The organism is Nitratireductor sp. XY-223, from assembly GCF_004959855.1.
In the GTDB taxonomy this organism is placed as follows: Bacteria; Pseudomonadota; Alphaproteobacteria; order Rhizobiales; family Rhizobiaceae; genus Hoeflea_A.
Genome location: NZ_SPNT01000004.1, coordinates 65,457 through 90,226, shown reverse-complemented (window position 1 = coordinate 90,226; position 24,770 = coordinate 65,457). Strand labels below are relative to the sequence as shown.

Sequence of the window (24,770 nt, the reverse complement as noted above, 5' to 3'; positions counted from 1 at the left end):
GAGTAGCTTGAGCCTCACCCTACGCGCCTAGCGCCGGTAATCGCCGCAACTTTTTTCACGTGGGCGACCGCGGCGCGACCGCCCTGCGTTTTGTTGAAAAGATCAAGCGACTCATCTTCATTGTCGGCGACCGGCGTGAGAGCCTGATCGGTGTATGTGCGAGCGGAATTTCCGCGCGCTACAAAAAAAGCTGTCGTTGCCAGACGCGCGATCACGCCGCCGAGAATAACGTGCTTGGCAATCGTTTCCCAAACGAAGCCAGGCCAGAACTTCCAGGGATTTTCAGGCGGCAGGTCCGGCCGGCGTTCGCTGGGATGCTTGAGACGCAGAACACCGCTTTGCAACGGGTGCACGTTCTCGAGGCGAACGGTGGTGGCGAACGTGACCAGGATCTTGACGAGACTGACAATCGGCACATCGGTTGCCGCTGCGCGGCGCAGGAGTGTTTTCATGTGTTTTGGTGTGTAGTAGAGCGACCAAGCCTCGCGGTAGATGTCTTCCCACTCCCGTTTGCTCATCTTGGAATGAGCTGTGCACACATGCTCGACGTCGTAAATGTTGAGGTCGGGCTCCATTGCGACATCATTGTTCCATAGAACCTGGTGATCTTCGGAGCCAGGCAGCGGCGTCAGGCAAAAAAATTCAATGATATCAAGCGGTAATTCTTCCTTTATGATTGCGATATCGCGTCGGATCGACTCAGGTGTGTCCGCTGGAAAACCGAGGATATATCCCGCAAGCGTGATAATGCCCTGTGCTTTCCAGGCAAGCAGCATCGCGCGGTATTCGGTGATCTTGTTCTGGTGTTTTTTGGCGGCGACGAGATTATCGGGATTTACGTTTTCAAGTCCGATGAAAACACGCGTTACGCCCGCCCGTTTGGCTTTCTCAACGAAATTATCGATCTTGTGGCACAGCGTATCGACCTGAATCATCAAGCCAAGCGGGATTCCCTCTCTCTCCCGCAGCAGGATCAGGCGGTCAAAAATCGCCTCCCATTCCCTGTTGCGTGCGAAATTGTCGTCGGTGATGAAAAATTTGTGGATGCCCTGTGCCCGGTTGAGGCGCACCAGGCGCTCGACGTCATCGGCAGACCGAAAACGCGATTTGCGTCCTTGCACGTTGATAATGGTGCAAAAGGAGCACTGATAAGGACAGCCGCGGCCGGCGTCGAAACTCGCGGAAAGACCGAGCGTACGTTCGACATAGTGCCTGGGCAGGAATGGCACGGGAATGCCCTCCATGCCCGGTAGGTCTTTCATTGTGTCGTAGAGCGGCGCCAACTGGTCGGCGGCCGCGTCGCGCAACACCGATTCGAGCCGGTTTTCTGCCTCGCCTGCGAACATGGAGATACCCATCTCGCGACAGGCATCGAGTTCGACCGCATCTCCGTCCAGCATCGACAGACAACCCGATATGTGAAACCCGCCCATAGCGACTGGGATATCGGCCTCGCGAAAGGGTCGGGCGATATCGAGCGCGCGCGGATACTGGTTTGACTGGACGCCGACGAGAGCGACCAATCCGTATTTGCCGTGTTGCCGAAGTCTGGCGAACAGCGCGGGTACATCGACGCGGGTGTTCGTCTCGTCAATGGCGACGATGTCGATGATAACGTCCGGGCCCAATACCTGGCGTTCAGCGCAATCTGCGGCAATACCATAAATGGCGGCAAGTGAATTCGATGGAATCATCGCGCGCCACCAACGGATCACATATCCGTCGTCGTCGTAATGCGACGGCTTGATAAGGATGAGTTGGAATCGGCGCTTTTTGGCTTCGGGTGACGTCGGCAGAGCCTGTCTCTCACAAATGGTAAAGACGACAATAGCATGTAAAGGGCAGATGGCTGTCATCAAGAGATCGTTACGTCACACTCACATTGGTCTTGGCGACCCTTTCCCAAGCGTTACGAGCTGATTCACAGGACTGGCCAAACGCGACAGGTCACCTCTTGCGCAACACGACGGTCAGGTACCAGGTCTCTCCGGCATGCTTGCCGGGGTTTTGCGTATAGCGTTCGCCCAGCCGGCGGTAGAACGCCTGCGCGATGTCGTCCGCGCTCCGGCCGTTTGCCGCGCCGGGTTCGAACAGCTGCCGTTGCAAGGTCGAGTGGCCGAAGCCGCGCACATACCCGACATAGAGCCGTGCATATTCGGCAGGATCGCCGATGACGTCGGCATAGATGTCCGAAGGGTTTGACGGCGCCGGCACCACCTTTATGTCCTCGATTTCGAACGCTTCGGCCAATTCGGGCTCTGTTTCCAACGGGCTGCGGGCTTCGTGCGCTGTCATGAACCAGACCCCGAAGACGAACCGGTCGAGCACCGCCTGATCGATCAGTCCTTCATCCGCCATTTCCTGCGCCACGCTGTCTATGGCCCGGTAGACCTTGCGGCCGGACGCCGCAATGCCGTTGATCTCGCCGTCGTCGGGAACAGCACCGAGGCAGGAAACCAGCAGGTAGCCGCCGCTTCGAAGTTCACTTGCACGGCAATCCAGGAACCGGATCCAGTCATTGCGCGCAAGCGCTGCCATGTCAGCCCTTGCCTTGCCCTTGAGATCGGCAAACCAGACGGAGCCGGGCGCATCGAGGCGGACGGCATGGCTCAGCCAGTGACTGGCCATGAAGCAGGTGCCGAGATCCACCGAGCCGTCTGCCGCCATCCGGTCGTAGAAGCTTCCCACGGCCGCGCCTGAACGGATGAACGGCGCAAGATATCCCGACGGACCTGACACGAGTTCGAACAGGCTGTTCCAGTCATTGCCCGGCTGGTCGGCATGACAGACGGAAATCGGCGTCACCGGATCAAGCGCGCGATAGGCCTCTATGGCGGGCGCAACCGCGTCGACGGCACTTTGACCGGGGCCGCAGCCATAGTCGACAACCCGAAATTCCCGCTGAACCGAACCAATGCGCCGAACCAGGTCGCGAATGCACCCGGCATGATGATTGACCAGTTGCTGCTGCATGGCCGAATTCCTGTTGTAATCGACCATACCCTCCGTGGATCGTTGTTCGTCAGGCATGCGATCTCCGCGTCTGGTTGATTCCTGCCCTGATTGATCGGCCAGAATGATCCCAAGAGCAAGCATGCGTGCCAGGCAATGTTCCGCGCCGCCCAAAATGGTTGACGCGGCAATCCGAATTAAACACCCTGTTGCCGCGCATGGAGGCGCGGACAGGCACGCGGGGTGAAAGTTGAGCAAACGCTATTACGGTCTGCCGTCCCTGACGACGCTTGCCGCGTTCGAGGCCTGCGCCCGGCATCTGAGCTTCAAGCAGGCGGCGGCCGAGCTCAATGTCACCCCCGGCGCCGTCAGCCACCAGATCAAGGCGCTTGAAAGGGAAATCGGCGTGGCGCTTTTCGAGCGCCTTCACCGCGGCGTTGAACTGACGCCCGCCGGCGGCGAACTGTTCGCGGTACTGGCATCGTCCTTCTCCCAGACCGCTTCGGTGCTCGAGAAGATCAGCGCCGGACCGAGCGACGCGACGATTACCATCGGCACCTCGGCGGCCGTTGCCAGCCTGTGGCTGATGCCGCGCATCGGGCGGCTTTGGCAGGCGCACCCGGAGCTGCGCATCAATCATCGCGTCTCGGACCGGCTGCACGATCTCGACCGGTCCGATATCGACCTGGTCGTGCGCTACGGAAACGGCCGCTGGGACGGCGAGACGGCGGTGCAGCTCTTCACCGATTCCGTCGGTCCCGTCTGCAGTCCCGAATTCGCCCGGACCCATTCGGCGAAGACGATAGGGGAACTGCCCGCGTTGCAGCTGCTGCAGCTCGAGGCCATCGACACCGGCTGGCTGACATGGACGGAATGGTTTGCGCTCAACGGCGTCAGCGTCGCGCGTGTCAGCGGCCCCAAGTTCAACAATTACAGTATCGCCCTGCAGGCGGCGGAGGAGGGGGCCGGCGTCGTCCTCGGCTGGAGCAGGCTGATCGCATCCTATCTGTCGTCCGGCAGGCTGGTGCCCCTGGGCGATTTCTTCGTGCCGGTGCCGGGCGCCTTTTACCTGACATGGAACAGCCGCAAGCAGCTCGATCCGTCCGTCGCGCTGGTCCGCGACTGGCTGGTCAACGCGGCCTGACCCGATTTCGGTTGAATTCATCTAAATCGAAGGCGAAACTAATCCGGATTGAACGGCAAGGCCGCTTTGCGTCATGAATCTGCAGATTATGGTGGCGCGGCCGGGAGGATGCGATGCGCTCTTCGGAACAGGCACATCTGGACAAGGTCATGCAGCCGGTGGAACGGGCGCAGGGCCTGCCCAATGAATTCTATGTCGACCGGGATCTGTTCGAACGCGAGAAGTCGGCCGTCTTCTTCAGCGGCTGGACCGCGATCGGCTTTGCAAAGGACGTTCGCGAACCGGGCGATGCGTTGCCGGTCGACCTGCTGGGCCAGCCGCTGCTGATCGTGCACGGCCGCGACGGCGGGATCCGCGTCTTCCAGAACACCTGCCGGCACCGGGGTATGATCCTGGTCGCGGAAAAGACCAGACTGCGCGGCGCCATCCGCTGCCCGTACCATTCCTGGTGTTACGATCACGACGGCGCCCTCAAGACGACGCCGCATGTGGGCGGCCCCGGCAACAATATCCACGATGCGATCGACCGCTCGACGCTCGGTCTCATCGAGATCCGCTCGCATATCTGGCGCGATATCATCTTCGTCAACATGTCGGGCGATGCTCCGGCGTTCGAGGATCATGCGGCGGCGCTGATCGGCCGCTGGGCGGAGTTCGAGAAACCGCTTCATCATGCCGGCGCCGACAGTTCCATCCGCTTCGAACTGGACACCAACTGGAAGCTTGCGGTCGAGAATTTCTGCGAAAGCTATCACCTGCCCTGGGTCCATCCGGGCCTCAACAGTTATTCGCGCCTGGAGGATCACTACAATATCGAGGAACCCGGCCACTTTTCCGGCCAGGGAACGCTCGTCTACCGTCCGATGATCAACGAGAACGGCGACCGGTTCCCGGATTTTCCGGACCTTGGCGACAAATGGGAGGCCGGCGCCGAATACATCGCCCTGTTTCCCAACGTGCTTCTGGGTGTCCACCGCGATCACGCATTCGCCATCATCCTCCAGCCGCTCTCCAACGAGAGGACCGTCGAACAGGTCGAGATCTACTACGCCGACGAGGCGATCACGGGCTCCGAATGGTCGCAGATGCGCGCCGCCAACACGGAACTCTGGAAGACTGTTTTCGAGGAAGACATTTTCGTTGTCGAGGGCATGCAGAAGGGCCGGCACGGCGCAAAATTCGACGGCGGCCGCTTCTCGCCGGTCATGGACAGCCCGACGCATCTTTTCCACCACTGGGTCGCCGGCCGGTTCGCCGCTTCGAAGAGCGGCTGAGGCCGGTTCCGATGGCCGCGCAATGGTCAGACCTTGAACCGGCGCTTCTGGCCGCGCACCGCGCCGGTGACACGCGGCGGCTTGCGGAACTGTATCTGAAGGCAGGGGAACGCGCCGAGGCCGAAGGTGATGCGGACAAGGCCGGCTTCTTCCTCGTCCACGCCTATGTCTACGCCCTCGAGGAGGGCATGGCGCTCGCAAGCGACATTCACGCCCGGCTGAAGCGCCTCGGCCGCGAGCAGTAACGATTTACGGGGATATGCAATGAAATCACATGCGAAAGTCGTGGTCATCGGCGGCGGCGTTGTCGGCTGTTCGGTGCTTTACCACCTGACCCGCTTCGGCTGGACCGATGTTGTCCTGTTGGAGCGCTCCGAACTGACATCGGGTTCCACCTGGCACGCCGCCGGCGGTATGCACACGATCAACGGCGATCCGAACGTCGCCAGGCTGCAGAAATACACGGTCGATCTTTACCGCGAGATCGAGGAACTGTCCGGCCAGGACATCAGCCTTCACATGACCGGCGGCGTCATGCTGGCCGCGACGCCGGAGCGTTTCGACTGGCTTAAATCGATCTCCGCGAAGGGCAGCTACATGGGGCTCGAGAGTGAGATCATCACCCCGGCCGAGGCGCACGAACTGATGCCGCTGCTCGACCCGGACCAGTTTGTCGGCGCGCTTTTCGACGCGGTGGAGGGCCATGTCGATCCCTATGGCGTCACCCACGCCTATGCCCGTGCGGCAAAGAAGAACGGGGCGCAGGTGCACACCGGAACAAAGGTCGAGGATCTGGTCCAGCGCGAGGACGGCCACTGGCGCGTCATAACGAACCACGGCGAGATCGTTGCCGAGCATATCGTCAATGCCGGCGGGCTGTGGGCGCGCGAGGTCGGCCGCATGGTCGGGCTGGAACTGCCGGTCCTGGCCATGGAGCACATGTACCTGATCACGGAGGACATGCCGGAGGTCACGGCCTTCAACGAGGCGGCCGGCAAGGAAATGCTGCATGTCGTCGATTTCGACGGCGAGCTTTACCTGCGCCAGGAGCGCCGCGGCATGCTGATGGGCACCTATGAAAAGGACGGACGCCCGTGGTCGGAAACCGAGACACCGTGGGATTTCGGCCACGAGTTGCTGGAGCCGGACCTCGACCGGATCGCGCCGTCCCTGGAGGTGGGTTTCCGGCATTTCCCGGCCTTCAACAATGCCGGCATCAAGCAGATCATCAACGGGCCGTTCACATTCTCGCCGGACGGCAATCCGCTCGTAGGGCCGGTGCGCGGCCTGCGCGGCTGCTGGTCGGCCTGCGCCGTCATGGCCGGTTTCTCGCAGGGCGGCGGCGTTGGTCTGGCGCTGGCCAACTGGATGATCGAGGGCGATCCCGGCTTCGACGTGTTTGCCATGGATATCGCCCGCTACGGCGATTTTGCCACCATGGCCTATACCAACGCCAAGGTGCGCGAGAACTACTCGCGGCGCTTCTCCATCCGCTTTCCGAACGAGGAACTGCCGGCCGCGCGCCCGCTGCGCACGACCCCGATCTATGCGGAGCTGAAGCAGGCCGGCGCACAGTTCGGTGCCGCGTTCGGCCTGGAGGTTCCGCTGTGGTTCGCGCCGGAGGGAGGGGAAGAACGCTTCTCCTGGCGCCGCTCCAGCGATTTCGATCATGTCGGCGAAGAGGCGCGCGCCGTGCGCGAAAGCGTCGGGCTGATGGAGATTTCCGGCTTCGCCAATTACCGGGTCGAGGGACCGGCAAGCGGCGAATGGCTCGACCGCCTGCTCGCCTGCCGGATTCCGCGAAAGGGGCGCATGACACTTGCGCCCATGCTCAATGCAGCCGGCAAGCTGATCGGTGATTTCACGCTTGCCAATCTCGGCGAAAACAACTGGTTCATCGCCGGATCCGGCATTGCCGAGAATTTCCATCTGCGCTGGTTTGAAGATCATTTGCCGGAAGACGGCTCCGTCACGGTGTCGGCCTATGGCAACAGCCTGGTCGGACTTTCCATCGCCGGGCCGAAGGCGCGCGATGTGCTTGCCGCCGTCACCCGCTCGGATGTCTCCGCCGATGCGTTCCGCTTCATGGATATCTGCGGCATGGACATCGGCCTTGCCGAGGCGTTGGTCGGCCGCGTCTCCTTCACCGGCGATCTCGGCTACGAGATCTGGATGACACCGGATGCGCAGCGTCACGTGTTCGAGCAGTTGATGGCGGCCGGCCGGCCGCACGGCATCCGCCTGTTCGGCAGCCGCGCGCTCAACGCGCTGCGCCTGGAAAAGGGATACGGCGGATGGGCGCGCGAATACCGGCCGCTCTACGGTCCCGTGGAGGCGGGGCTCGACCGTTTTGTCGCCTACGGCAAGGATGCCGATTTTATCGGCAAGCAGGCAGCCCTTGCCGAGCGGACGGAAGGCGGCTCCCTGCGTCTCGTGACATTTGTCGTCGACGCGCACGACGCCGACGTCATCGGCGACGAGCCGATCAGCATCGACGGCGCGGTGTGCGGTTGGGTGACCTCCGGCGGTTTCGCCCACACATCGGGCGTCTCCGTCGCGCTCGGCTATGTGCCGCGGGAACTGGCCGGCCGGACCGATGGCTGGCGGATCGAAATACTCGGCCAGAGCCTTTCGGCGCGTTTGCAGCCGCACCCGCTGTTCGACGCGAATGCGGAGCGCATGCGGTCCTGAGGTGATGTGGACTAAAGCCCGATCGTCAGGCTCGCCGGCGTGATCTTCGGTTCAATGAATTCCCGCGACAGGCCCCAGTGCTCGTAGACCAGTTCCTCCGAGCGCTCCTCGTCGCGGTCGCGAATGGCTTCGACCATGTCCCAGTGCTGCTCGCTTGCACGCGTCAGCCTGTCGGTCTGCGACGGATCGTCCGCCTGGTAGAACGTCATCGAGATGCGCGCATGATCGATGAGAAGACGGTTGTGGCTCGGCAACAGGAACTCGTTGTCGGCCATCAGACCGACGAGCTGATGAAAGCGGTTGTTGAAGAGCGCGACGCCGCCCGTCGATTTGTCGGCCAGCGCCTGGTCGAACAGGCGTGCGCTTTCCTCGAGTTCCGCGATCTGGCCGGCCGTCGCGTTGCGTGCCGCGAGCCGCCCTGTCGCCGCATAGATCATCGGCGCGGTCAGGAAGAAGTCCCGCAGCGTCTTGTGCGACAGCGGCGATACGCGCGCGCCGCGATTGCTTTCGATCGAAAGATAGCCTTCACCCGCCAGGTGCCGGAACACGTCGCGCAGGGGCGTTCGCGATATCCCGTATTCCTGGCTGAGCTGTGTTTCGTCCAGGTCCGTGCCCGGTGCCAGCTCCAGCGTCAATATGCGCTGCTGGAGATCGCGAAAAAGCTCTAACTTCCCGTTTTTCAATTCAATTTCCGAATTTGCGCCCACCGGATCAACGCCGTTTCGGCGCGATCCGTCTCCTTTCAACAAATAAAAGTCCATCGGAGCCGATAAGGCAAGCACTATCGGTTTATCATTTGAACCGCCGGTAGAGGATCAATTCGGGAGCGAAGGCTGCGCGGACTGCGGCAGCACGAAAGCGCCGCCGGCGGCGGGCACGGCGCCGACACGCAGGCCGCATTCGAAGACGCTTTGCAGCAGCGTGTCCGCGATGACGTCCTGCGGCGGGCCGAAACCCCGGCAGCGGCCATCCTGCATGACGAGCACCCTGTCCGAATACATGGACGTGAGGTTGAGATCGTGGAGGACCGCGATGACGCCGCCGCCGCTGCGCGCATAGTCACGCGCGATATCCATGATGATCAGCTGGTGGCGGATATCGAGGCTGGAGATCGGCTCGTCGAGGAACAGGAAACGCGGCGTCTTGTCGACAACCGGCTCCCAGACCTGGCAAAGCACCCGTGCGAGCTGGACGCGCTGCTGCTCGCCGCCGGAAAGCTCCTGGTAGAACCGGCCGGAAAACCCGGCAAGGTCGACCCTATCCAGAGCCCTTGCGACAAGGTCCTGCGACTGCAGCCCGGCGACCCCCGCGCGTCCGGTCGTCAGACCGAAGCGAACGACCTCGCGCACTGTAAACGGAAATGCCAGGCTCGAGCTCTGCGGCAGCACCGCCCGCATCATGGCCATTTCCCAGGGTTGAAGCGGCGCGATCTCGCGGCCGTGCATGCGGATGGATCCCGAATAGGCAAGGTCCCCGGATATCGCTTTCAACAACGTGGTCTTGCCGCTGCCGTTCGGCCCGATAATGGTGGTTATTTCGCCGGAGGCCGCACGGAGCTGCGCATCGGTGACGATCGCCTTCTTTCCGATCCGGACGGTGGCGTTTTCGACTTCGATCATGGCATGTCAACTCTACAGCATGTCCAGCACGCCGCGCCGGCGCAGCAGGATCCACAGGAAGAACGGCGCACCGACAACCGCCGTGATGATGCCGATGGGCAGCTCGGCCGGCGCGACAATGGTGCGTGCAACGGCATCGGCCGAAAGAAGGAGGCTCGCGCCGAGCAGCGCCGAGGCAGGCAGCAGGTAACGATGATCCGGGCCGATCATGAGGCGCAGCAGATGCGGCACGACGATGCCGACGAATCCGATGCCGCCGCTGACAGCGACCGCCGCGCCCGTCGCCGCGGCGACGACGATGATGGCCGTCGTCTTGAACCGCTGCACGGCCAGCCCCATGTGCCGGGCCGTCGCTTCGCCGAGCGTCATGGCGTTGAGCCCGCCGGAAAGAAGCGGCGTACAGATGAGGACCATAGCGATGATCGGGCCCGCCGCGAGTGCCTTGGACCAGGTCGCGCCGGCGAGCGAGCCCATGTTCCAGAACGTCAGATCGCGCAATTGCTGGTCGTCCGCCAGGTAAATCAGGATGCCGGTAAGCGCCATAGCCAGGGCACCGAGGGCAATTCCGGCGAGCAGCATGGTCGCGACCGATGTCCGGCCCCGGCGGGTCGAGACGCGATAGAGCAGAAACGTGGAAACGAGACCGCCAAGGAATGCGGCAGCGGGCAGTGCGTAGATCCCGGCGAGCGCGGTGACCGGCGCGAGGACGGTGCCACCGAGCACGATCACCGAAACGGCGCCGAGGCTGGCGCCGGCCGAAACGCCGACGATGCCCGGATCGGCGAGCGGGTTGCGGAACAGGCCCTGCATCACGGCGCCGGACACCGCCAGGCTCGCGCCCACCAGCACGCCGACCACCATTCGTGGAAAGCGGATGTCGTAGATGATGATCCGGTCACGGGCGCTGAGTTGCGCGTCGCCGCCCGACAATTGCGCGGCCCATGCGCGAATGACGGAAGCAACGGACGCATCCGATGCTCCGGTCGCAAGGCTCAGGACCGAAGCCGCGCCGAGCAGCAGAACGAGCACCGCGATCGCAAGCCTTGCCCTACGCGAGCGGTCCCCGTCCGCCGGCTGCACGGCATGAGCGGTCGAACCGATTGCCTCCGTTCGCTGAAGCACCTTTATCGGCCTTCATCGTTGATCGCATCGGAAAGGTCGCGGATGGCCTCGGCCGTTCGCGGCCCGAAGCCGAGAAGGTAGAGCCCGCTCATGCGCACGATCCGGTCGTTCTGCGCCGCCGGGGTCGCGGCGAGGGCAGGGTGTTGCCTGACGGTTTCGGCGCTGATCCCGTGATCGCCGGTGCGGGTCATCACCAGGATGACGTCGGGCGCCGCCTCGATCGCCGCTTCGCCGGTGATCTGCTTGAAACCCGTAATACCGGACAGGGCGTTCCTGCCGCCGGCCATTTCGATGATGCTGGCGGCGCTCGTGTCGCTCCCGGCGGCCATGATCTTGCCGCCGCTCAGGCTGAGCAGGAAGAGCACGCGCTTCGGCTCGGATCGGCCGGCCGCGCGCGTTTCAGCGTCCAGGATGTCCGCATTGACCCTCTCGGCGAGCGCATCGGCCTTGTCGTCGACGCCCAGCGCCGAGCCGATCGCCTTGATCTTGGCGACGATCCCCTCCCGGTCGAAATGCGCCGGGATCGTCACCACCGGCACGCTTGCCTTTTTGAGAACCTCGAATGCCTCGGGCGGGCCGGAACCCTCCAGCGCCAGGATGAGATCCGGATCGATCGACAGAACGCCCTCCGGCGAAAGTGCGCGGATGTAACCGACATCCGGCAGGCCGGTCGCCTCTTGTGGAAACGTGCTTGTCGTGTCGCGCGCCACAAGCCGGTTCTGTTCACCCAGTGCGTACACGACTTCGGTGACCGAGCCGCCGATGGCGACGATCTTGCTCGCCTTCGTATCGGCAAAAGCGGTCGGTGCGACGAGAATTGAAAGCGCCGCGGCGATGCCCAGCGCGGATCGGATCGTGGTTTTGAGCATGATGGCCTCTTTTGAGAAATGAACGGGAGCCTCAGGCGGCTGCGTGTCCCGGCAGTCTGGGCAGGTTTTCCATCAGCATGCGCCAGTCGCCGCGTTCGTCGGAACCCTCGCGGCGGTCACCGAAGAACTGGATGATCAGCTTCTTGTCCCGGTTGTAGGCCTCCAGCGATGTCACGTGACCGTCGCGGTTGGGCTTGCGCACCGCCCACAGTTCGGAAATGTGATCGAGCCGCAGATGCATGTGGAAGCCAGGGTCGAGGATGTTGATCCACGGACCCATCGACCTGATCTCCTTGACGGGTCCCCGGTGGATCTGGATGACGCCGGGGCTGCCGACGAAGCACATGATGGGAATGTCCTCCATGGACACCAGGTTGAGCATTGCGACCAGCGCGCTGTCGTCGAGCCGCCAGGCGAATTCCTCGTCCATCGCGCTGACCGCCTGGTGGCGCGAGACGCGGAATTTGCGCAGGATTCCGACGAATTGGTGCACGTCGTTCATGGCCGCCCATTTGTCGCGCATATCGGCGATGTCGACATCGCTGAGGGAGGCGGGCAGTTCCTGTTCCCGCGACGGTTCCTCCACGTCCAGCGTCTGGCCCTGGATGTCCGCCTTGAATGTGGAAACCAGCCGTTCATAGGCCTCGATATTCGAGTCCGGCCTCAGATGGATCTTGTGAACCGCGGTGCCGTGCTTGTCGAAGAATTGCAGGCTGCGACCGATCCGCTCGCCATCGCGCTTTTCGACGGCGAAGCCGTGTGCCCAGTTGTTGTGGAAGATGCGCAGATCGATGTCCTCGCCAAGGACAATCGCGCCGCGCTGGCTGGTTCGGACCCCGTCATAGACGCCGACCTTCTCGTGCACGGCGCTTTCGTTTCGGGTCAGCGCCATGACTTCGCCCAGCGCCTCCAGGCCGGTCAGCACGTCGTTGACACGCACATTCAGCCGGGTATTGCCGAGGCCGCACCAGGCGGCGACGAATTCGGCCTCCGAGATGCCGAGCTGCGCGGCGAGCTCGCGCTCGCGCATTTTCGGTTTGTCCGCCCGCGCCCGGCGAATGGCCTCGGGCTGGACGGCCGATCGTGTACGCGCGGACGCGGTGCTGTTGATTTCTTTAGTGGTCATGCGACGGCCTATTTGTTGAGGATGAGCTTGCCCTGGCGGGTGATCTTGAGGCGGTAGAGGGCGCCGTGGTGCTCGATCCCAAGCTCCCGCGCGCCTTGAAAGAGGTCCTGGCTTTTCAGGGTCTTGACGGCTGCCTTTCCGGCTTCACTCCGGCCATCCCTGTCGGATTTCGATTCTCGTGTTTGCTCAGGCAACGCAACAACCTTCCTACTGACTATTTCCGCCTTTTGACTCATCGCCTTAGAGGCATTCTCAACATCGGTTCAATTAACTTGACATTGGCAATCATGTTAACTACGGAAGTGCAATACCGGAGAGAAATTGTCAAGTTTTAGCGAGACAAAATGTTCCGGAACGATCCACGCATGAGCAAGCAAGCCAGAACGCGAGCCAGCCCGATGAATAAAACGGAGAGAAATAAAGATGGGTTTGGTTGGGCGCAGGGCAGCGCTACTGCTCGGAGGTGTTGCGTTAATCCTGTCTGGCGGCGCGCACGGCTCCCTGGCACAGGACGCCGGGACAGAAGGGACCGCCGTCAATGAGGAAGACAAGAAAGGTCGCGTGACGCGGCTCGACCGGTTGGTGGTCGGCGCGGGCGTCGAGAAAGTGGCGATCGACACGCCGCAGGCCGTCACCGTCGTCGACCAGGCGGATATCGATAGTCTTCAGGCGACCGTCATCACCGACGTCGTGGAAAACGTCCCCGGCGTGAATGCGACCGGCGGAACGGGGGCTTTCGGTCAGAACTTCAACATACGCGGTATCGGCGCGTCGGAATCCGGCGGGGAGGAAGGGCGCATCATTTTCAATGTCGATGGCGTCAACAAGTTCTTCGAGCAGTACCGCATGGGCGGTTTCTTTTCCGACCCCGAACTCTACAAGCAGGTGGAGATACTCCGCGGGCCCGCATCGTCGACGCTGTACGGATCCGGCGCGCTCGGCGGCGTGATCAACTTCACCACCAAGGACGCGTCCGATTTCCTCGGGGACGAGTACAACACGGCTCTCCGGCTGAAAAGCGCCTATGAAACCAATGCGGAGGCCTATTTCGGGTCGGCCGTGCTTGCGCATCGCTTCAACGAAAATGCGGAATTCCTGCTTGTCGGCGATTATCGGACCAGCGATGACTACACGAGCGGCAACGGCACGGAGATAACCGGCACCGGCGCCGATCAGCCCAACGGGCTGGCCAAGGGCACCTTCACGTTCGGCGAGAAAATGGAGCAGGAGCTGCGCATCTCCTACCAGCAATATGTCGCGCATGCCGAGCCGGCCCGGTACGATCAGCTGAACGGCGGGGCGTCGTTCTTTCCGACCCTTGACGAGCGGACCCTGACCGACAAGACGGCCATCATTGCCTATTCAAATGAAGCCTCGGACAACCCCTGGCTGGATCTCAATATCCAGGCCTCCTATTCGGACACGCTGAACGAGCAGGTCTGCGTCACCGACCCGGCCTGCGCCCCTTATGCCAATTCCGATTACGGCTACGAGACATACCAGTTCAACATCGACAACACGTTCGAGCACATGGGGGAGAACTTTGAGAACTACCTGACGTTCGGAAACCAGACGGCCCATCAGGAGCGCACGCGCGACGGGTCCGACTCCAGCTCGCATGCCGAGGGAACCGATGTCCAAACCGGCTTCTTCGTGCAGAACGAGTTCATCTGGAACGAGCGTCTGACGGTGATCACCGGATCGCGCTTCGATTTTCAGAAACTGTCGGCTGCGGACAATTCCATTACATCGGGCGCGGAAGACAAGGACAATTTCGGCTTCTCGCCCAAGATCGCGGCCCTGTTCAAGGTGACGGACGACCTCTCCATTTTCGGATCGGTCGCACACACGGAAAGACTGCCGACGCTGGATGAGGTCTACCAGACCGCCGGCACCGGATTTCATCTCGATCTGGACCCGGAGAAATCCAACAATTACGAGGCCGGCTTCGCGGTCTCCGGATATGACCTCCTGAGCGAGGGCGATTCCCTGCAGTTCAAGACAACCGGCTATTACAACGACATACGCGATTACATCGAAGATCTGGGTCGCTTTGCCGTACCGCGCTACCGCAACATCGGTCATGTGGTGATCTATGGTGCGGAGGTGGAGGCGGCCTATCAGTCCGATCTGTTCTATTCCAATGCCGGATATGCCTATAACCGGGGCCTGGACAAGACCAATGGCGGGTATCTGAACACGGTCGCGCCGCATGAATTCTTCATAACGGTCGGCAAGACGCTGCCGGAACAGGGCATCGACCTCGGCTGGACGAGCCGGTTCGTGGCGGCCCAGAACGAGACCGTGTCCCGCGACACCACGCCGGCCTTCGACGTTCACGACGTCTACATCAACTGGATCCCGGTCGAGGGACCGCTCGTCGGATGGGAAGGCCGTTTCCGCGTCGACAACATCTTCAACGAGCAATACCGGGAATATCTGCAGGGTTACGACGCCGAGGGCCGGACCTTCAAGTTCACCCTTGTCAAGCAGTTCGGGTGGTCGTGACAGCCATGAGGAAGATTGTCGCCGGGTATTTCGCCGCAGCCAGCGTCATTGCAGGGGCGCCCGTCGCCGGGGTTGCCCAGGGCAATGCGCCGGGCCTGTCGCTGGAGCTGAACAATCTCGCCCGGAGCGAGGCCGGGTGCCTGGCGACATTCATGGTCAAGAACGGCTTCGACGAGAAGCTCGAGAAGGTCGCGTTCGAGATCGTTCTCTTTAATTCGCAGGGCCTTGTCGAGCGCCTGATGGTGCTGGATTTCAGCCCGCTGACAACCGGCAAGACACGGGTCCGACAGTTCGACCTCGCCGGTGCGGACTGCGCCGACATATCCCGCGTGCTCATCAACGACGCGGCCGCCTGCGAGGCCCGCGCGCTTCCGGCCACCGCATGCCTCGAACACCTGCAGACGACCGCGCGGCCAAAGGTCGAATTCGGCAGTTAGAACAACCGGGGAAGGCAGATGATATCAGAGATCTTTACCACCGGCGCGTCGCTGGTCGGGCTCGGGGGGCCGGTCGTCGCCATCCTGCTATGCGTGTCGGTCGTGGCGCTTGCGCTTGTCCTCTTGAAGTTCGCGCAGTTCGCCTACTTGCGTGTCGGCCGGCGCCGGCGCGCCGAAAAGGCCTACTTCCTGTGGGCGCACGGCAGCCCAGCGGAGGCGCTGTCCCTGCTCGACAGCGACCGCTCCTCGGTTGCCGAGGTGATGGCGGTCGCCATGCGCCTCGGCTCCGACCCGTCGGTCCCCAAGGATGTCATCGAGGAGGAGACGGGCCGCGTGGCGTTGGAAAGGCTCTACACCCTGCAGCGCGGGTTCCGTGCCCTCGACGCCATCGTCCAGGTGGCGCCGCTGCTCGGGCTTTTCGGCACGGTGCTCGGCATGATCGAGGCCTTCCGGACGCTTCAGGGTGCCGGCAGCGCCGTCGATCCGTCCATCCTTGCCGGCGGCATCTGGGTGGCGCTGCTAACGACCGCGGCCGGCCTTGCCGTCGCCATGCCGGTTTCGCTGATCCTCACATGGTTCGAAAGCCGCGTCGAAAACGAACGCGTCGCCATCGAGACGATGACGACGAAGCTGATGTCGCAACAGCAGATCCTGTCGATCGGCGGCGAACCGGCGCAGCGCATCGTCAGTCTCGTGGAGCGCGCGGGCCATGCGCATTAAGCCGGTCGGGAAGAAGCGCCGCAGGCTGTCCCTGACGTCGCTGATCGACGTCATATTCCTGCTGCTGCTCTTTTTCATGCTGTCCTCCACATTCACGCGCTTCGCGGAGGTCGACATCGCGGCAGGGCGCGCCGGCAATCCGGTGGAAACGACGAAGGCTCCGGACATCTTCATCAGGCTCGGGGAGGGCGGTTCCTGGAAGGTCAACGGCGCCGCGCTGGCCGCCGACGATGCCATCGCCGAGCTCGCCCGGCTTGAGGAAATGGGCGCGAAAACCGCGGTCCTGGTCGTCCGCAACGACGTGACGTCGCAGGAACTGGTCGACGCGCTCGAGCGCATCTCCAGGGCCTGCAAGCTCCAGGTGGCGGTTGCGGGGTAGAACCATGAGAAGGCTCCCGAGACCGGCCCCGAAACCGCGCGGCGAGAACACCATCGCCCTCATCAACATCGTGTTCCTGATGCTGATCTTCTTTTTGATCGCCGGAACGCTGGCACCGCCGATGGATGGTGACGTGGAACTGATCCGCGCCGCGGACGCCCGATCCGTCGAGCCGCCGCGGGCGCTGTTCGTCACCGAAAAGGGTGTTCTGAAATATGAGGGCGTGGAGACGACCCCGCAGGCTTATCTGGAAAGAAAGAGAGCCGAAGGCACCGGCACGGAACAACCCGCCTCGGAAACCAGTGCCGGAGCGCTGGGCGGTCCGGTCGTCAAGCTGGCGGCGGATGGCCGGCTTCCGGCGACCGGGCTGATCGAGGTCATCGATGCGCTCAAGGCGGCCGGCGCCGGCAAGATCGCGGTGATCACCGAGAGGAAGGCGAAGTGACCCTGCGTTGGTGGCAATTCTGCATTGCGCTCGCAGTTTCCGTGGCAATCCACGGCGCCGTCGATTTCTGGCTGCGCGATAAGGACGATCCGGTCCAGGTCGCCGGAGTGGCCCACGCGCAGATTGCCATACTGGGCGCAACGGCGGATACGCTGGCCGAAGGCGGCGCATTCGAGGTCGCGCAGCCGGCCCCGGTTTCGGCATCTCATGCAAATCCCGTCGTTCAGAAGATCGTCCGGCCGGTTGCGGCCGAGAAGCCCGTCCGCCCGGTCGAGGCCACGGTCCATTCGCCGGGGACCGCGGCGGTTTCCATGGCGGCAGCCCTGCCGGTATCCGAGCGTTCCGCCGCGATCATTGCAGCCGCACCCATCGATGTGACGGAAGCGGAGCAGATGACGAGTGCACAAGCAGCACCGGTTGTGGAACCATCGACGATGGAGGCTTCCGATACGTCAACCAGCGATGCTGACAAACCGGTCGCGCAACAGGCCGAACCGCAGCAACCCCCGGAGTCACAGGCGGTCGAGACACGTGCTCAGCAGGCACGTCCGCCTGAGCAGCAGAAAAAAACGGACCCGGCCGGTCAGGATGCCTCGCCGCCCGAACCGGCGGTTGTTGAAGATTCGACTGCCCCCTCGGCTCCGGCAATAAATCCGGTCGAAACTGCCACCCAGGTGGCGCCCGCAAGAGCGCAACCGGTCGAGGCGGCGCCGGAAGTGAAAGTGGAAGCGGTGAAACCCGTCGAGACCGCCGCCCTGGTCAGGCCGGTTGAACCGGTCGCCAGGCCCGTTGAGAAGCCCGCGAAGAAACGTGTCAAAAAACAACCGAAGAAAAAGTCGGCCAGCAAGGGCGACAAGGGCAGCAACGAAAAGAGCGCCAGGAAGGGCCGTGCCGACGGGAAAAAATCCGGCGCCGGCAACTCGGCCGGCGACGCCGGCAATAAGAAAGGCACGGCCGGCAACGCCGCTGTCTCGAATTATCCGGGCAAGGTGCGCCGCAAGCTGCGCCGGGCATTGCGCTATCCCAAGAAGGCGCGCGCCGGGAAACTGCGCGGTACGGCGCATGTTGTCTTTGTGGTCGGCGCCGGGGGCAGCGTGACAAAGGTGCGCATCGCGCGCAGTTCCGGCTCCCCGGTTCTCGATGCGGCGGCGCTCGCTGTGGTCAGGCGGGCTGCGCCTTTCCCGAAAATCCCCGCCGCGGCAAACCGCGGAAGCTGGAGCTTCACGTTTCCGCTCGAATTCGATCCACGACGATAAGGACAAGACCATGTTTGTAGTAATAACCGCTTCAAGATCAAAAAAGGCTCCGAGACGGCGTTTGAGGAGGTCTGGCAGAACCGCGAGTCGCATCTTCTGGGCATGAAGGGCTTCATCGAGTTCAAGCTGCTGCGCGGGCCGTTCGACGAGGAGGGCGGCTACACCCTGTTTGCCTCGCACACCACGTGGAATGCCCGCGAGGATTTCGAGGCCTGGACGAAGTCCGACCAGTTCCGCAAGGCGCACGGCAATGCCGGAAAGAGCAAGGTGGACTATCTCGGCCATCCGCATCTCGAGACGTTCGAGGCCGTCGAGGGCACGCACATTACGGCCGCGGCCCGGCCGGCTGCGTGACGGCCCCGACTGGCGCGGGTGCGCGTCCTTATCGGAAAGGCACCCGCATCATCTTCTGGCCGGTCGCCAGCATGACGAAAAACCGGGCAAGGCGCTCGAAGGGGCGCACCAGTTCCCGCTGGATTTTCCGGCCGATGCTTCGTTTCGGCCGGTCCGGTTCAGGGATGTGAACGCCCGTGAGGATATTGTCGTCCATGCGCACGCTCCCTAGACCGCGCGAAAGGTCCGGGCGGTTGACGAGTTCGTCCTGCACGCAGATGGCCGGCACAAGCTGGTAGATCCGGAGCCGGTCGAAGATTCCAAGTTCCTCGTCGAAAAGGATGACATCGGCGAGTTCGCAATAGTCTTCCGTCCAGCCGACAAGCCTTTGCGCGCACTCGGCGCTGAGGAAATAGCCGGCGGCGCCGAGATGCCGGCAGTGGAGCAGTGAAATCGACCTGTCGAACACCTTCGGGTTGCTCCACCTGGAAATGCGGGTCGGCACCGCGAAGGTCTCGGCCTTGACGATGTCGGCGTCGTCGGGGATCCATCCGGCATCCGCGAAAAAGGGCGCGGCGCGCTCCGAAAAGTGGATGTCGTCCTCCGCCACGAACGCCCAGGGCTCACCGCTTTCTGCCACACGCTGCCACACCAGCCGGTGCGACAGGTAACTGGCGATATCGGAACGCCCGAGTTCGTAGCCGCGGTTTTTCATGCGCTGGTAGGCGTCGATCTCCGCGGGAGAAAGATACGCTCCGTCCACGGCCGGAACGCGCACCACATCCAGGTCAAGCCGGCCGGCGTCCTTCATGAACCAGGAGAGACGGTCCTCGGACCGGTCGAGATTGATCAGATAGGTTTTCAACGGACGAACATGTACGGCGCGGCGGTGCCCTTGATTGCAACTGCGGGATTTTCACGTGTCGAACGGCGCCTCGCGGCGCAGACGATAGAGTTATCCGCGCCGCCGCGGCCGGTCAACATGGCAATCGTGCGGGTGCGCCGTATGAAACTCGGTTCGCCTAGAACCGCCTCGTGGCGGTCGCCGCTGCCCTGATCTCCGCGTAGGCGTCGGTGCCGTAGCGGCCCTCCAGCGAGGCATTGAGCGACCAGTTGCCGCCCGTCGGCCTGTGATTGACGCCGATACCGGCAAAGCCGATGGCCGATGCGTCGGCGAAGGAGGCGGCGAAGTTGAGCGGCGTTCCGGCCAGCACCACGTCCACACCGTCGCCGCCGAGATTGAAGACGCCGTCGACCCCCGCCCAGGTCTCCAGCGAGACAAGCCCGCTGTCCGTCTGACGCTGACGGGCCAGGTAGGCCGCCTTGACCCGCACCGCCGCCGCATGCACGTCGCGGCTTGCAACCGTGAGGTTCGCCGCCGAGCCGGTTTCCGTATAGCCGTCGAGGAAGAGGCCCGCATACTGGCCGCCGACGCTGATCTCGGTGCGCTCCCCGACAGAACGTCCGACCGTCACCGAGGGCGATATGAAATAGCCGTCGTAGTCCGCCGAGGCCGTTTGAAGCCCGCCCGCCACCATGTTGTTGGCGACCGAGCGGTCGGAGCTGAAGTCGCTGTAGCCGGCCATCAGCGACCCGTCGATCCAGTAGGCCCCCGAGCGCGCGCCGCCATAGATGCCGCCATAGGCGGAGGCCGCATCGATGGTCTGCGTATCGTGATCGGTTTCCTGTCGCGTGAAAGAGCCGCCGGCAAAGACGCCGTACATACGGTCCTCGGACGCAAAGCCGCCGCCGGCCACGACGCCGCCATAGGCCTGGTTGCCGCCGGTGATTGCGCCGCTTCCGTCCTGGCTCTGATAGCCGCCGAAGCCGCTGACCCAGCCGCGCGGACCGGTTTGATCGAAGCCGGGCGCGCCGTCGCCATAGGCGAAAGTGCCGGTGCCGGAAAAGCCGCCGCCGAACCGGTTGCCTGCGCCCACGCCCTCGCGCACCGCGTCATGCACCGCATCGGCCGTCGTCTGCACGAAGGATTGCGAAAGCGCAAAGCCGGTCGGATCGACCGTGTAGATGATGCCGTTGACCTCGTCGTGGACGATCGGGATTGCGGAATTCACCTGCGCCAAATTGCCGAAGGTACGTTCGGTGTAATCAAGGTAAAGGTTCAATCCGCTGCCGATATTCAACGTCGAACCGGCGCCGAATAAAACGTCGCCATCGAGCACCGAGCCGGCGAGCAAAGTCAGCGTAACGTTGTCACCGATAATGTCGATCGTACTGGCGGTGGCGATGATCGTGCCGCTGTTCACCACGTGTGAGTCGCTGTCTAGGACCTCAATACCCGTTGAAAAGTCGGGATCACCAAATGCTGTGATCGTACCGTTGTTGATGATCAAAGCGCCCGGCGAGTTGGTTTCAATCCCGTCATTAGCAAATACACTGATTATTCCGTTGTTGATGACCACACTGTTGTCGGCAACCCGATCCAGCACAATGCCATCGCTGTCCAGCGCGTTGATTACACCGTTATTGATGACCGTTCCATTGACGCTGAACTCGAGTTCGATAGCCCGCCGACCGGTGGTGATTGTTCCGTTGTTGATGATCAGGGCGTTTTCGATCGGGGTTCCGACGGTGCCGAGCGAAAAGATACCGCGGGCAGAAAACGACAATCCGCTCGATGTAATTGTGCCATCATTGATCACGGTCTGGTCGCTCGCCGTCGCCAGGATGCCGGGGATATCCAGCACATTGATCGCGCCGCCCGCCTCGACCGTCGCGGTGTCGCCCACGTCATCGATGGTCTGCGTCGTCGTCACGGTCGTGCCGGAGGGAATGGTGATGTCGTCCGCGACCGCCACCGGCGCCGGCAACAGCCACAGGGCGGAAGAGCAGAAAAGTGCGCCGCGCAAAACCGTCCTGGATGCAGGAAAATACCGCAATGTCGCCCCTAGAATAAACATAACTAAATGTTTGATTCGTAATGCATGCGATTACTCGCCAACTCCCGATTGCATGTCAACAGATGAAACGTCTGAATGGCAGCGGCGCAATCCAGGAGAATTGGGTTTTCGGCACTCAAGCGGTCATGCAAGTTCAAGGGCGACGCGACCGCAAGCGGGTATAAGGAAATTCGACCGCGTACGGTGCGGAACGCCAACGATCTGGAATCACTGCATTAACAGTTTAGAATTATTCTAAATATATGTTTTTATTGCGAAAAATCGAATTTTCCTGTTGACATTCTGCGCCGCGGAAATCATTTATCGCGATTATGGGAAGACCGCCCGGGCGCAGTATCCGGGTGAAGCAGAGTAGAAGCGGATGATCGCCTGTCATTGCAACATCATAACCGAAGCGGATATCGAGCAGACCATCATGGCCATGCTCGACGAGGACCGCTGGCAGCTGATCGTTCCGGTAAAGGTCTACCACGCGATGGAAAAGCGCGGAATATGCTGCCGCTGCTTCCCGAACGTGGTGGATATCATCATCCGCACCACCGATGCCTACCACGCGCGCTTCGACACCTCGGAAGAGGACATGGTCTCCTATCGGGCGAAACTTCTCGAGCTGCGCAATCACTATTCCGGCGACGACAGGCAGCAGGCCGGTGTCAGGGCGGCCTGACGGTAAGCACTTCCCTGACCGTTCATCCCCGATCGGCTTTCACGCCAGCACACCGTTTGCGGCACAAAAAAATGCCGGCAGCGGACTGCCGGCATCAAATCCGATGACATGATGTCACCAGGTCAGAAAAGCTTGAACTTCGCGCCTGCGCGCACCGTGTGTGTTGACGGCTTGATCGACAGGACGCCGCCGGAATTGAACTCCGTGTCCTCGTAGAGGGAATAGCGGTATTCCGCGTAACCCGTGATCCGCTCGGTGATCGCGAATTCGGCGCCCGTACCGATTGTGAAGCCGCCAAGTTCCCAGTCGCCGGTGATGAATGCGGGCGATGAACTCAGGTCGAAGCTCTGCCACGTGTAGCCGCCGATCGCATAGGCGAGCGTCCGGCCGCCGAAGATCTTGCCGATCCGCAGCAGGGCGTCGAAACCGTAATCGGCCTGGATCGTCGCCGTTCCGCCGAAGATGGAAAGTTCGGTCTCGATATTCGAGACGCGCGCCGCCAGGACGACACCGCCGAGATAGCCGTTGCCGAACTCGCGGTCGTAGCCGACATTGATTTCGCCGAGCACGCCTTCGCCGCCGATACCGTTGAATTCGAGGAAGGTGCCGAACAGGTCGACATCGTGAACAACGGCGCCTGCGCCGCCGGCCACGCCGACCTTGAAGCCGGTCCAGTCATAGGCGAGCGGAGCCATGGTGCGCGCCGAGTCGCCGCCGTTGAACCGGTAGTTCACCGTGGTGTGGAACGTATGGGTGGACGGGTCGACATTGAGGAACCCGCCGCCGAGCACGTCGTGGCTGCTGTACTTGGAATAACGGTATTCCGATTTCACCGTCCACTTGTCCCGGACGGCATGTTCGATACCGATGCCGACGACATAGCCGCTTTCGCTGAAGTCATAGGCACCGCCGGCGCTGTCGGAGTAATCGAAATGCTGCCATGTGTATCCGCCGAGCACGTAGGCCAGTGTCCTTGGGGCGACCGAGTATCCGAGCCGGCCGATGACGTCGAAGCCGTACTCGGCCGTCAGGTCGGCGTTGAAGCCGGGGAAGCCGAAGAACGGGACAGGTGCGATATCCAGCGTCGATTCGATGTTGCCGTAGCGGCCGGACACCGCGACACCGGCGACAAGCCCGTTGTTGAACACGTGATCGTATCCGCCGGTGATCTCGCCGAAGATGCCTTCACCGCCAATGCCGTTGAAGCTGGCGCCGCCGATAAACGGCGTGCTCAGTTCGTGCACGACCGCGCCTCTGCCGCCGCCGGCGCCGACCCAGAAGCCGCTCCAGTCGTAAACGGATGTCCCCGAGACGATTGTCGGCTGTTCGTCGACGACAAAATCGGCCGCGAATGCGGGTGTAGAAAGCGCAAATACCAGAATCGCGCCCGAAATGCCGTATCTCATTTTTGATGCCCCCACAGCGAAAACTCGTATGTGGAACCTAGCCTAAAACATGTGCGGGGAGAAGATGTTTTTGTGGCAATTGCGCAACAGAATCAGAAATAAGATTTGCGGAAAATCTGCAACTCCAAGTAGCCGCCAAGTATATTTTGGTGTTGATTCTTAAGGGTTTTTTGAAAGAAGCGATTTAACCCGCGAATACGGTTGATCTGAATCTCAGGCTTGTGGAAATACTGATGGAAAAATGTATGGGGGCGGCGCGTGCAATGCCGGCTCGCTTTGATCGCAGGAATCAAACAGCCGGGATTTGAAGGGCTGATAGGCGCTGAAACAATGACCGCGTGCGCTCCGACCGGCTGCCAACACAGCGCCTGGAAGCGGCCACGCACAGTATTCGTTTAATCACTGCGGTGCGCAGGGATTTCAAAATTTTTCAGAATAGCCAAGGATTTATGGCTGCGAGATATTTGCGAGGGCACCCGAATAATCACAGGCCGGCCTCCGTGGCCGGCTCCGTCAGTTGTCGAGCAGCGGTTTCAGTTCCTCGGGAATGTGGCCCTCATTGATAAGCCAGCGCCGCATCGTGTAGCTGCGCCCGCCCTCGGCATGCATCGGATCCGCATCGGCGAGTGCCCGCGCGTCGGCTTCCGAGTCGGCGCGGTAGATCATCATGCCTTCGCCCATCATGTTTTCTCCGCTCTCGTCCGAGACGGGCCCCGCGAAGACGAGTTTATGCTGGTCCTGAAGGCTGACCTGGTAGGCGAGGTGCCGCGGCAGGATCTCCTTGACCCGTTCGGGCGGCGCGATCGGCGTGCTGCGCACCATGAAGAACTCGGCTGCGAGCGAGCCGCGCTGGCGCGCTTCTTTCACATAGTCTGTCCATTTGGGCATGGCGTTGTCCTGCGTT

Annotated in this window: 23 protein-coding genes and 1 pseudogene; 12 read left to right on the top strand and 12 right to left on the bottom strand. The window is 62.2% G+C overall.

Annotated elements, in window-relative coordinates:
* Window positions 1–14: 14 nt before the first annotated feature.
* Complete coding sequence (locus tag E4M07_RS15600) at window positions 15–1,796, bottom strand: radical SAM protein (protein ID WP_246660488.1); 1,782 nt, start codon at window positions 1,794–1,796, stop codon at window positions 15–17.
* 151 nt (window positions 1,797–1,947) lie between these two features.
* Entirely contained in the window at window positions 1,948–3,030 is a 1,083-nt protein-coding gene (locus E4M07_RS15595) for a hypothetical protein (RefSeq protein ID WP_169054242.1), read from the bottom strand.
* A gap of 172 nt (window positions 3,031–3,202) precedes the next feature.
* On the opposite strand from E4M07_RS15595, the gene E4M07_RS15590 reads away from it, so the two are divergent.
* The 4 genes from E4M07_RS15590 (at window position 3,203) to E4M07_RS15575 (ending at window position 8,061) form a co-directional block, all read left to right on the top strand.
* Window positions 3,203–4,096, top strand: coding sequence for a LysR substrate-binding domain-containing protein (locus tag E4M07_RS15590; RefSeq protein ID WP_136659301.1), 894 nt, complete (start codon window positions 3,203–3,205; stop codon window positions 4,094–4,096).
* A gap of 113 nt (window positions 4,097–4,209) precedes the next feature.
* Window positions 4,210–5,370, top strand: coding sequence for an aromatic ring-hydroxylating dioxygenase subunit alpha (locus E4M07_RS15585; RefSeq protein ID WP_136659300.1), 1,161 nt, complete (start codon window positions 4,210–4,212; stop codon window positions 5,368–5,370).
* An 11-nt stretch (window positions 5,371–5,381) separates the two neighbouring features.
* A complete protein-coding gene (locus E4M07_RS15580) occupies window positions 5,382–5,615 on the top strand; it encodes a hypothetical protein (protein WP_136659299.1) in 234 nt (77 codons plus the stop codon).
* Window positions 5,616–5,634: 19 nt separating this feature from the next.
* Window positions 5,635–8,061: an FAD-dependent oxidoreductase gene (locus E4M07_RS15575; protein ID WP_136659298.1), complete on the top strand. Its 2,427-nt coding sequence runs from the start codon at window positions 5,635–5,637 to the stop codon at window positions 8,059–8,061.
* Window positions 8,062–8,072: 11 nt separating this feature from the next.
* On the opposite strand, the gene E4M07_RS15570 is transcribed toward E4M07_RS15575, so the two are convergent.
* The 6 genes from E4M07_RS15570 to hemP form a co-directional block, all read right to left on the bottom strand.
* The gene (locus E4M07_RS15570; RefSeq protein ID WP_136659297.1) at window positions 8,073–8,744 is read right to left on the bottom strand and encodes a GntR family transcriptional regulator; all 672 of its coding nucleotides are present in this window, start codon (window positions 8,742–8,744) and stop codon (window positions 8,073–8,075) included.
* Window positions 8,745–8,876: 132 nt separating this feature from the next.
* Window positions 8,877–9,680, bottom strand: coding sequence for a heme ABC transporter ATP-binding protein (locus E4M07_RS15565; RefSeq protein WP_136659296.1), 804 nt, complete (start codon window positions 9,678–9,680; stop codon window positions 8,877–8,879).
* A 12-nt stretch (window positions 9,681–9,692) separates the two neighbouring features.
* The gene (locus E4M07_RS15560; protein ID WP_246660472.1) at window positions 9,693–10,802 is read right to left on the bottom strand and encodes an iron ABC transporter permease; all 1,110 of its coding nucleotides are present in this window, start codon (window positions 10,800–10,802) and stop codon (window positions 9,693–9,695) included.
* 2 nt (window positions 10,803–10,804) lie between these two features.
* Window positions 10,805–11,671, bottom strand: coding sequence for an ABC transporter substrate-binding protein (locus tag E4M07_RS15555; protein WP_136659295.1), 867 nt, complete (start codon window positions 11,669–11,671; stop codon window positions 10,805–10,807).
* Window positions 11,672–11,702: 31 nt separating this feature from the next.
* Window positions 11,703–12,701, bottom strand: coding sequence for a ChuX/HutX family heme-like substrate-binding protein (locus E4M07_RS15550; protein ID WP_246660487.1), 999 nt, complete (start codon window positions 12,699–12,701; stop codon window positions 11,703–11,705).
* A gap of 104 nt (window positions 12,702–12,805) precedes the next feature.
* Entirely contained in the window at window positions 12,806–12,991 is a 186-nt protein-coding gene (gene hemP, locus E4M07_RS15545) for a hemin uptake protein HemP (protein WP_246660471.1), read from the bottom strand.
* A 229-nt stretch (window positions 12,992–13,220) separates the two neighbouring features.
* Here hemP and E4M07_RS15540 point away from each other — a divergent pair, with 229 nt between their 5' ends.
* From E4M07_RS15540 to E4M07_RS15510, 7 genes and pseudogenes are all read left to right on the top strand, one after another.
* The gene (locus tag E4M07_RS15540) at window positions 13,221–15,305 is read left to right on the top strand and encodes a TonB-dependent receptor (RefSeq protein WP_136659292.1); all 2,085 of its coding nucleotides are present in this window, start codon (window positions 13,221–13,223) and stop codon (window positions 15,303–15,305) included.
* Between the two features lie 5 nt (window positions 15,306–15,310).
* Window positions 15,311–15,742 (top strand): hypothetical protein, encoded by a 432-nt coding sequence (locus E4M07_RS15535; RefSeq protein ID WP_136659291.1) that lies wholly within the window; start codon window positions 15,311–15,313, stop codon window positions 15,740–15,742.
* A gap of 18 nt (window positions 15,743–15,760) precedes the next feature.
* Window positions 15,761–16,462: a MotA/TolQ/ExbB proton channel family protein gene (locus tag E4M07_RS15530; RefSeq protein ID WP_136659290.1), complete on the top strand. Its 702-nt coding sequence runs from the start codon at window positions 15,761–15,763 to the stop codon at window positions 16,460–16,462.
* Entirely contained in the window at window positions 16,452–16,841 is a 390-nt protein-coding gene (locus E4M07_RS15525; protein WP_136659289.1) for a biopolymer transporter ExbD, read from the top strand. The genes E4M07_RS15530 and E4M07_RS15525 overlap by 11 nt, the downstream gene beginning before the upstream one ends.
* Before the next feature lie 4 nt (window positions 16,842–16,845).
* Complete coding sequence (locus E4M07_RS15520) at window positions 16,846–17,286, top strand: biopolymer transporter ExbD (protein ID WP_136659288.1); 441 nt, start codon at window positions 16,846–16,848, stop codon at window positions 17,284–17,286.
* On the top strand, window positions 17,283–18,542 hold the full coding sequence (locus E4M07_RS15515) for an energy transducer TonB (protein ID WP_136659287.1): 1,260 nt from the start codon (window positions 17,283–17,285) through the stop codon (window positions 18,540–18,542). The genes E4M07_RS15520 and E4M07_RS15515 overlap by 4 nt, the downstream gene beginning before the upstream one ends.
* 18 nt (window positions 18,543–18,560) lie before the next feature.
* Window positions 18,561–18,896: pseudogene (locus E4M07_RS15510) on the top strand (antibiotic biosynthesis monooxygenase); the annotation flags it as partial.
* A 28-nt stretch (window positions 18,897–18,924) separates the two neighbouring features.
* Here E4M07_RS15510 and E4M07_RS15505 read toward each other — a convergent pair.
* The gene (locus tag E4M07_RS15505) at window positions 18,925–19,740 is read right to left on the bottom strand and encodes a glycosyltransferase family 25 protein (protein ID WP_136659285.1); all 816 of its coding nucleotides are present in this window, start codon (window positions 19,738–19,740) and stop codon (window positions 18,925–18,927) included.
* A gap of 157 nt (window positions 19,741–19,897) precedes the next feature.
* Window positions 19,898–21,742, bottom strand: a complete 1,845-nt coding sequence (locus E4M07_RS15500; RefSeq protein WP_169054241.1) for an autotransporter outer membrane beta-barrel domain-containing protein — start codon at window positions 21,740–21,742, stop codon at window positions 19,898–19,900.
* A 412-nt stretch (window positions 21,743–22,154) separates the two neighbouring features.
* Between E4M07_RS15500 and E4M07_RS15495 the strand changes: the two genes are divergently transcribed.
* Window positions 22,155–22,460, top strand: a complete 306-nt coding sequence (locus E4M07_RS15495; protein ID WP_136659283.1) for a (2Fe-2S)-binding protein — start codon at window positions 22,155–22,157, stop codon at window positions 22,458–22,460.
* A gap of 122 nt (window positions 22,461–22,582) precedes the next feature.
* On the opposite strand, the gene E4M07_RS15490 is transcribed toward E4M07_RS15495, so the two are convergent.
* A complete protein-coding gene (locus tag E4M07_RS15490) occupies window positions 22,583–23,866 on the bottom strand; it encodes an outer membrane beta-barrel protein (RefSeq protein ID WP_136659282.1) in 1,284 nt (427 codons plus the stop codon).
* 513 nt (window positions 23,867–24,379) lie between these two features.
* Complete coding sequence (locus E4M07_RS15485; protein WP_136659281.1) at window positions 24,380–24,754, bottom strand: YciI family protein; 375 nt, start codon at window positions 24,752–24,754, stop codon at window positions 24,380–24,382.
* Between the last annotated feature and the right edge of the window lie 16 nt (window positions 24,755–24,770).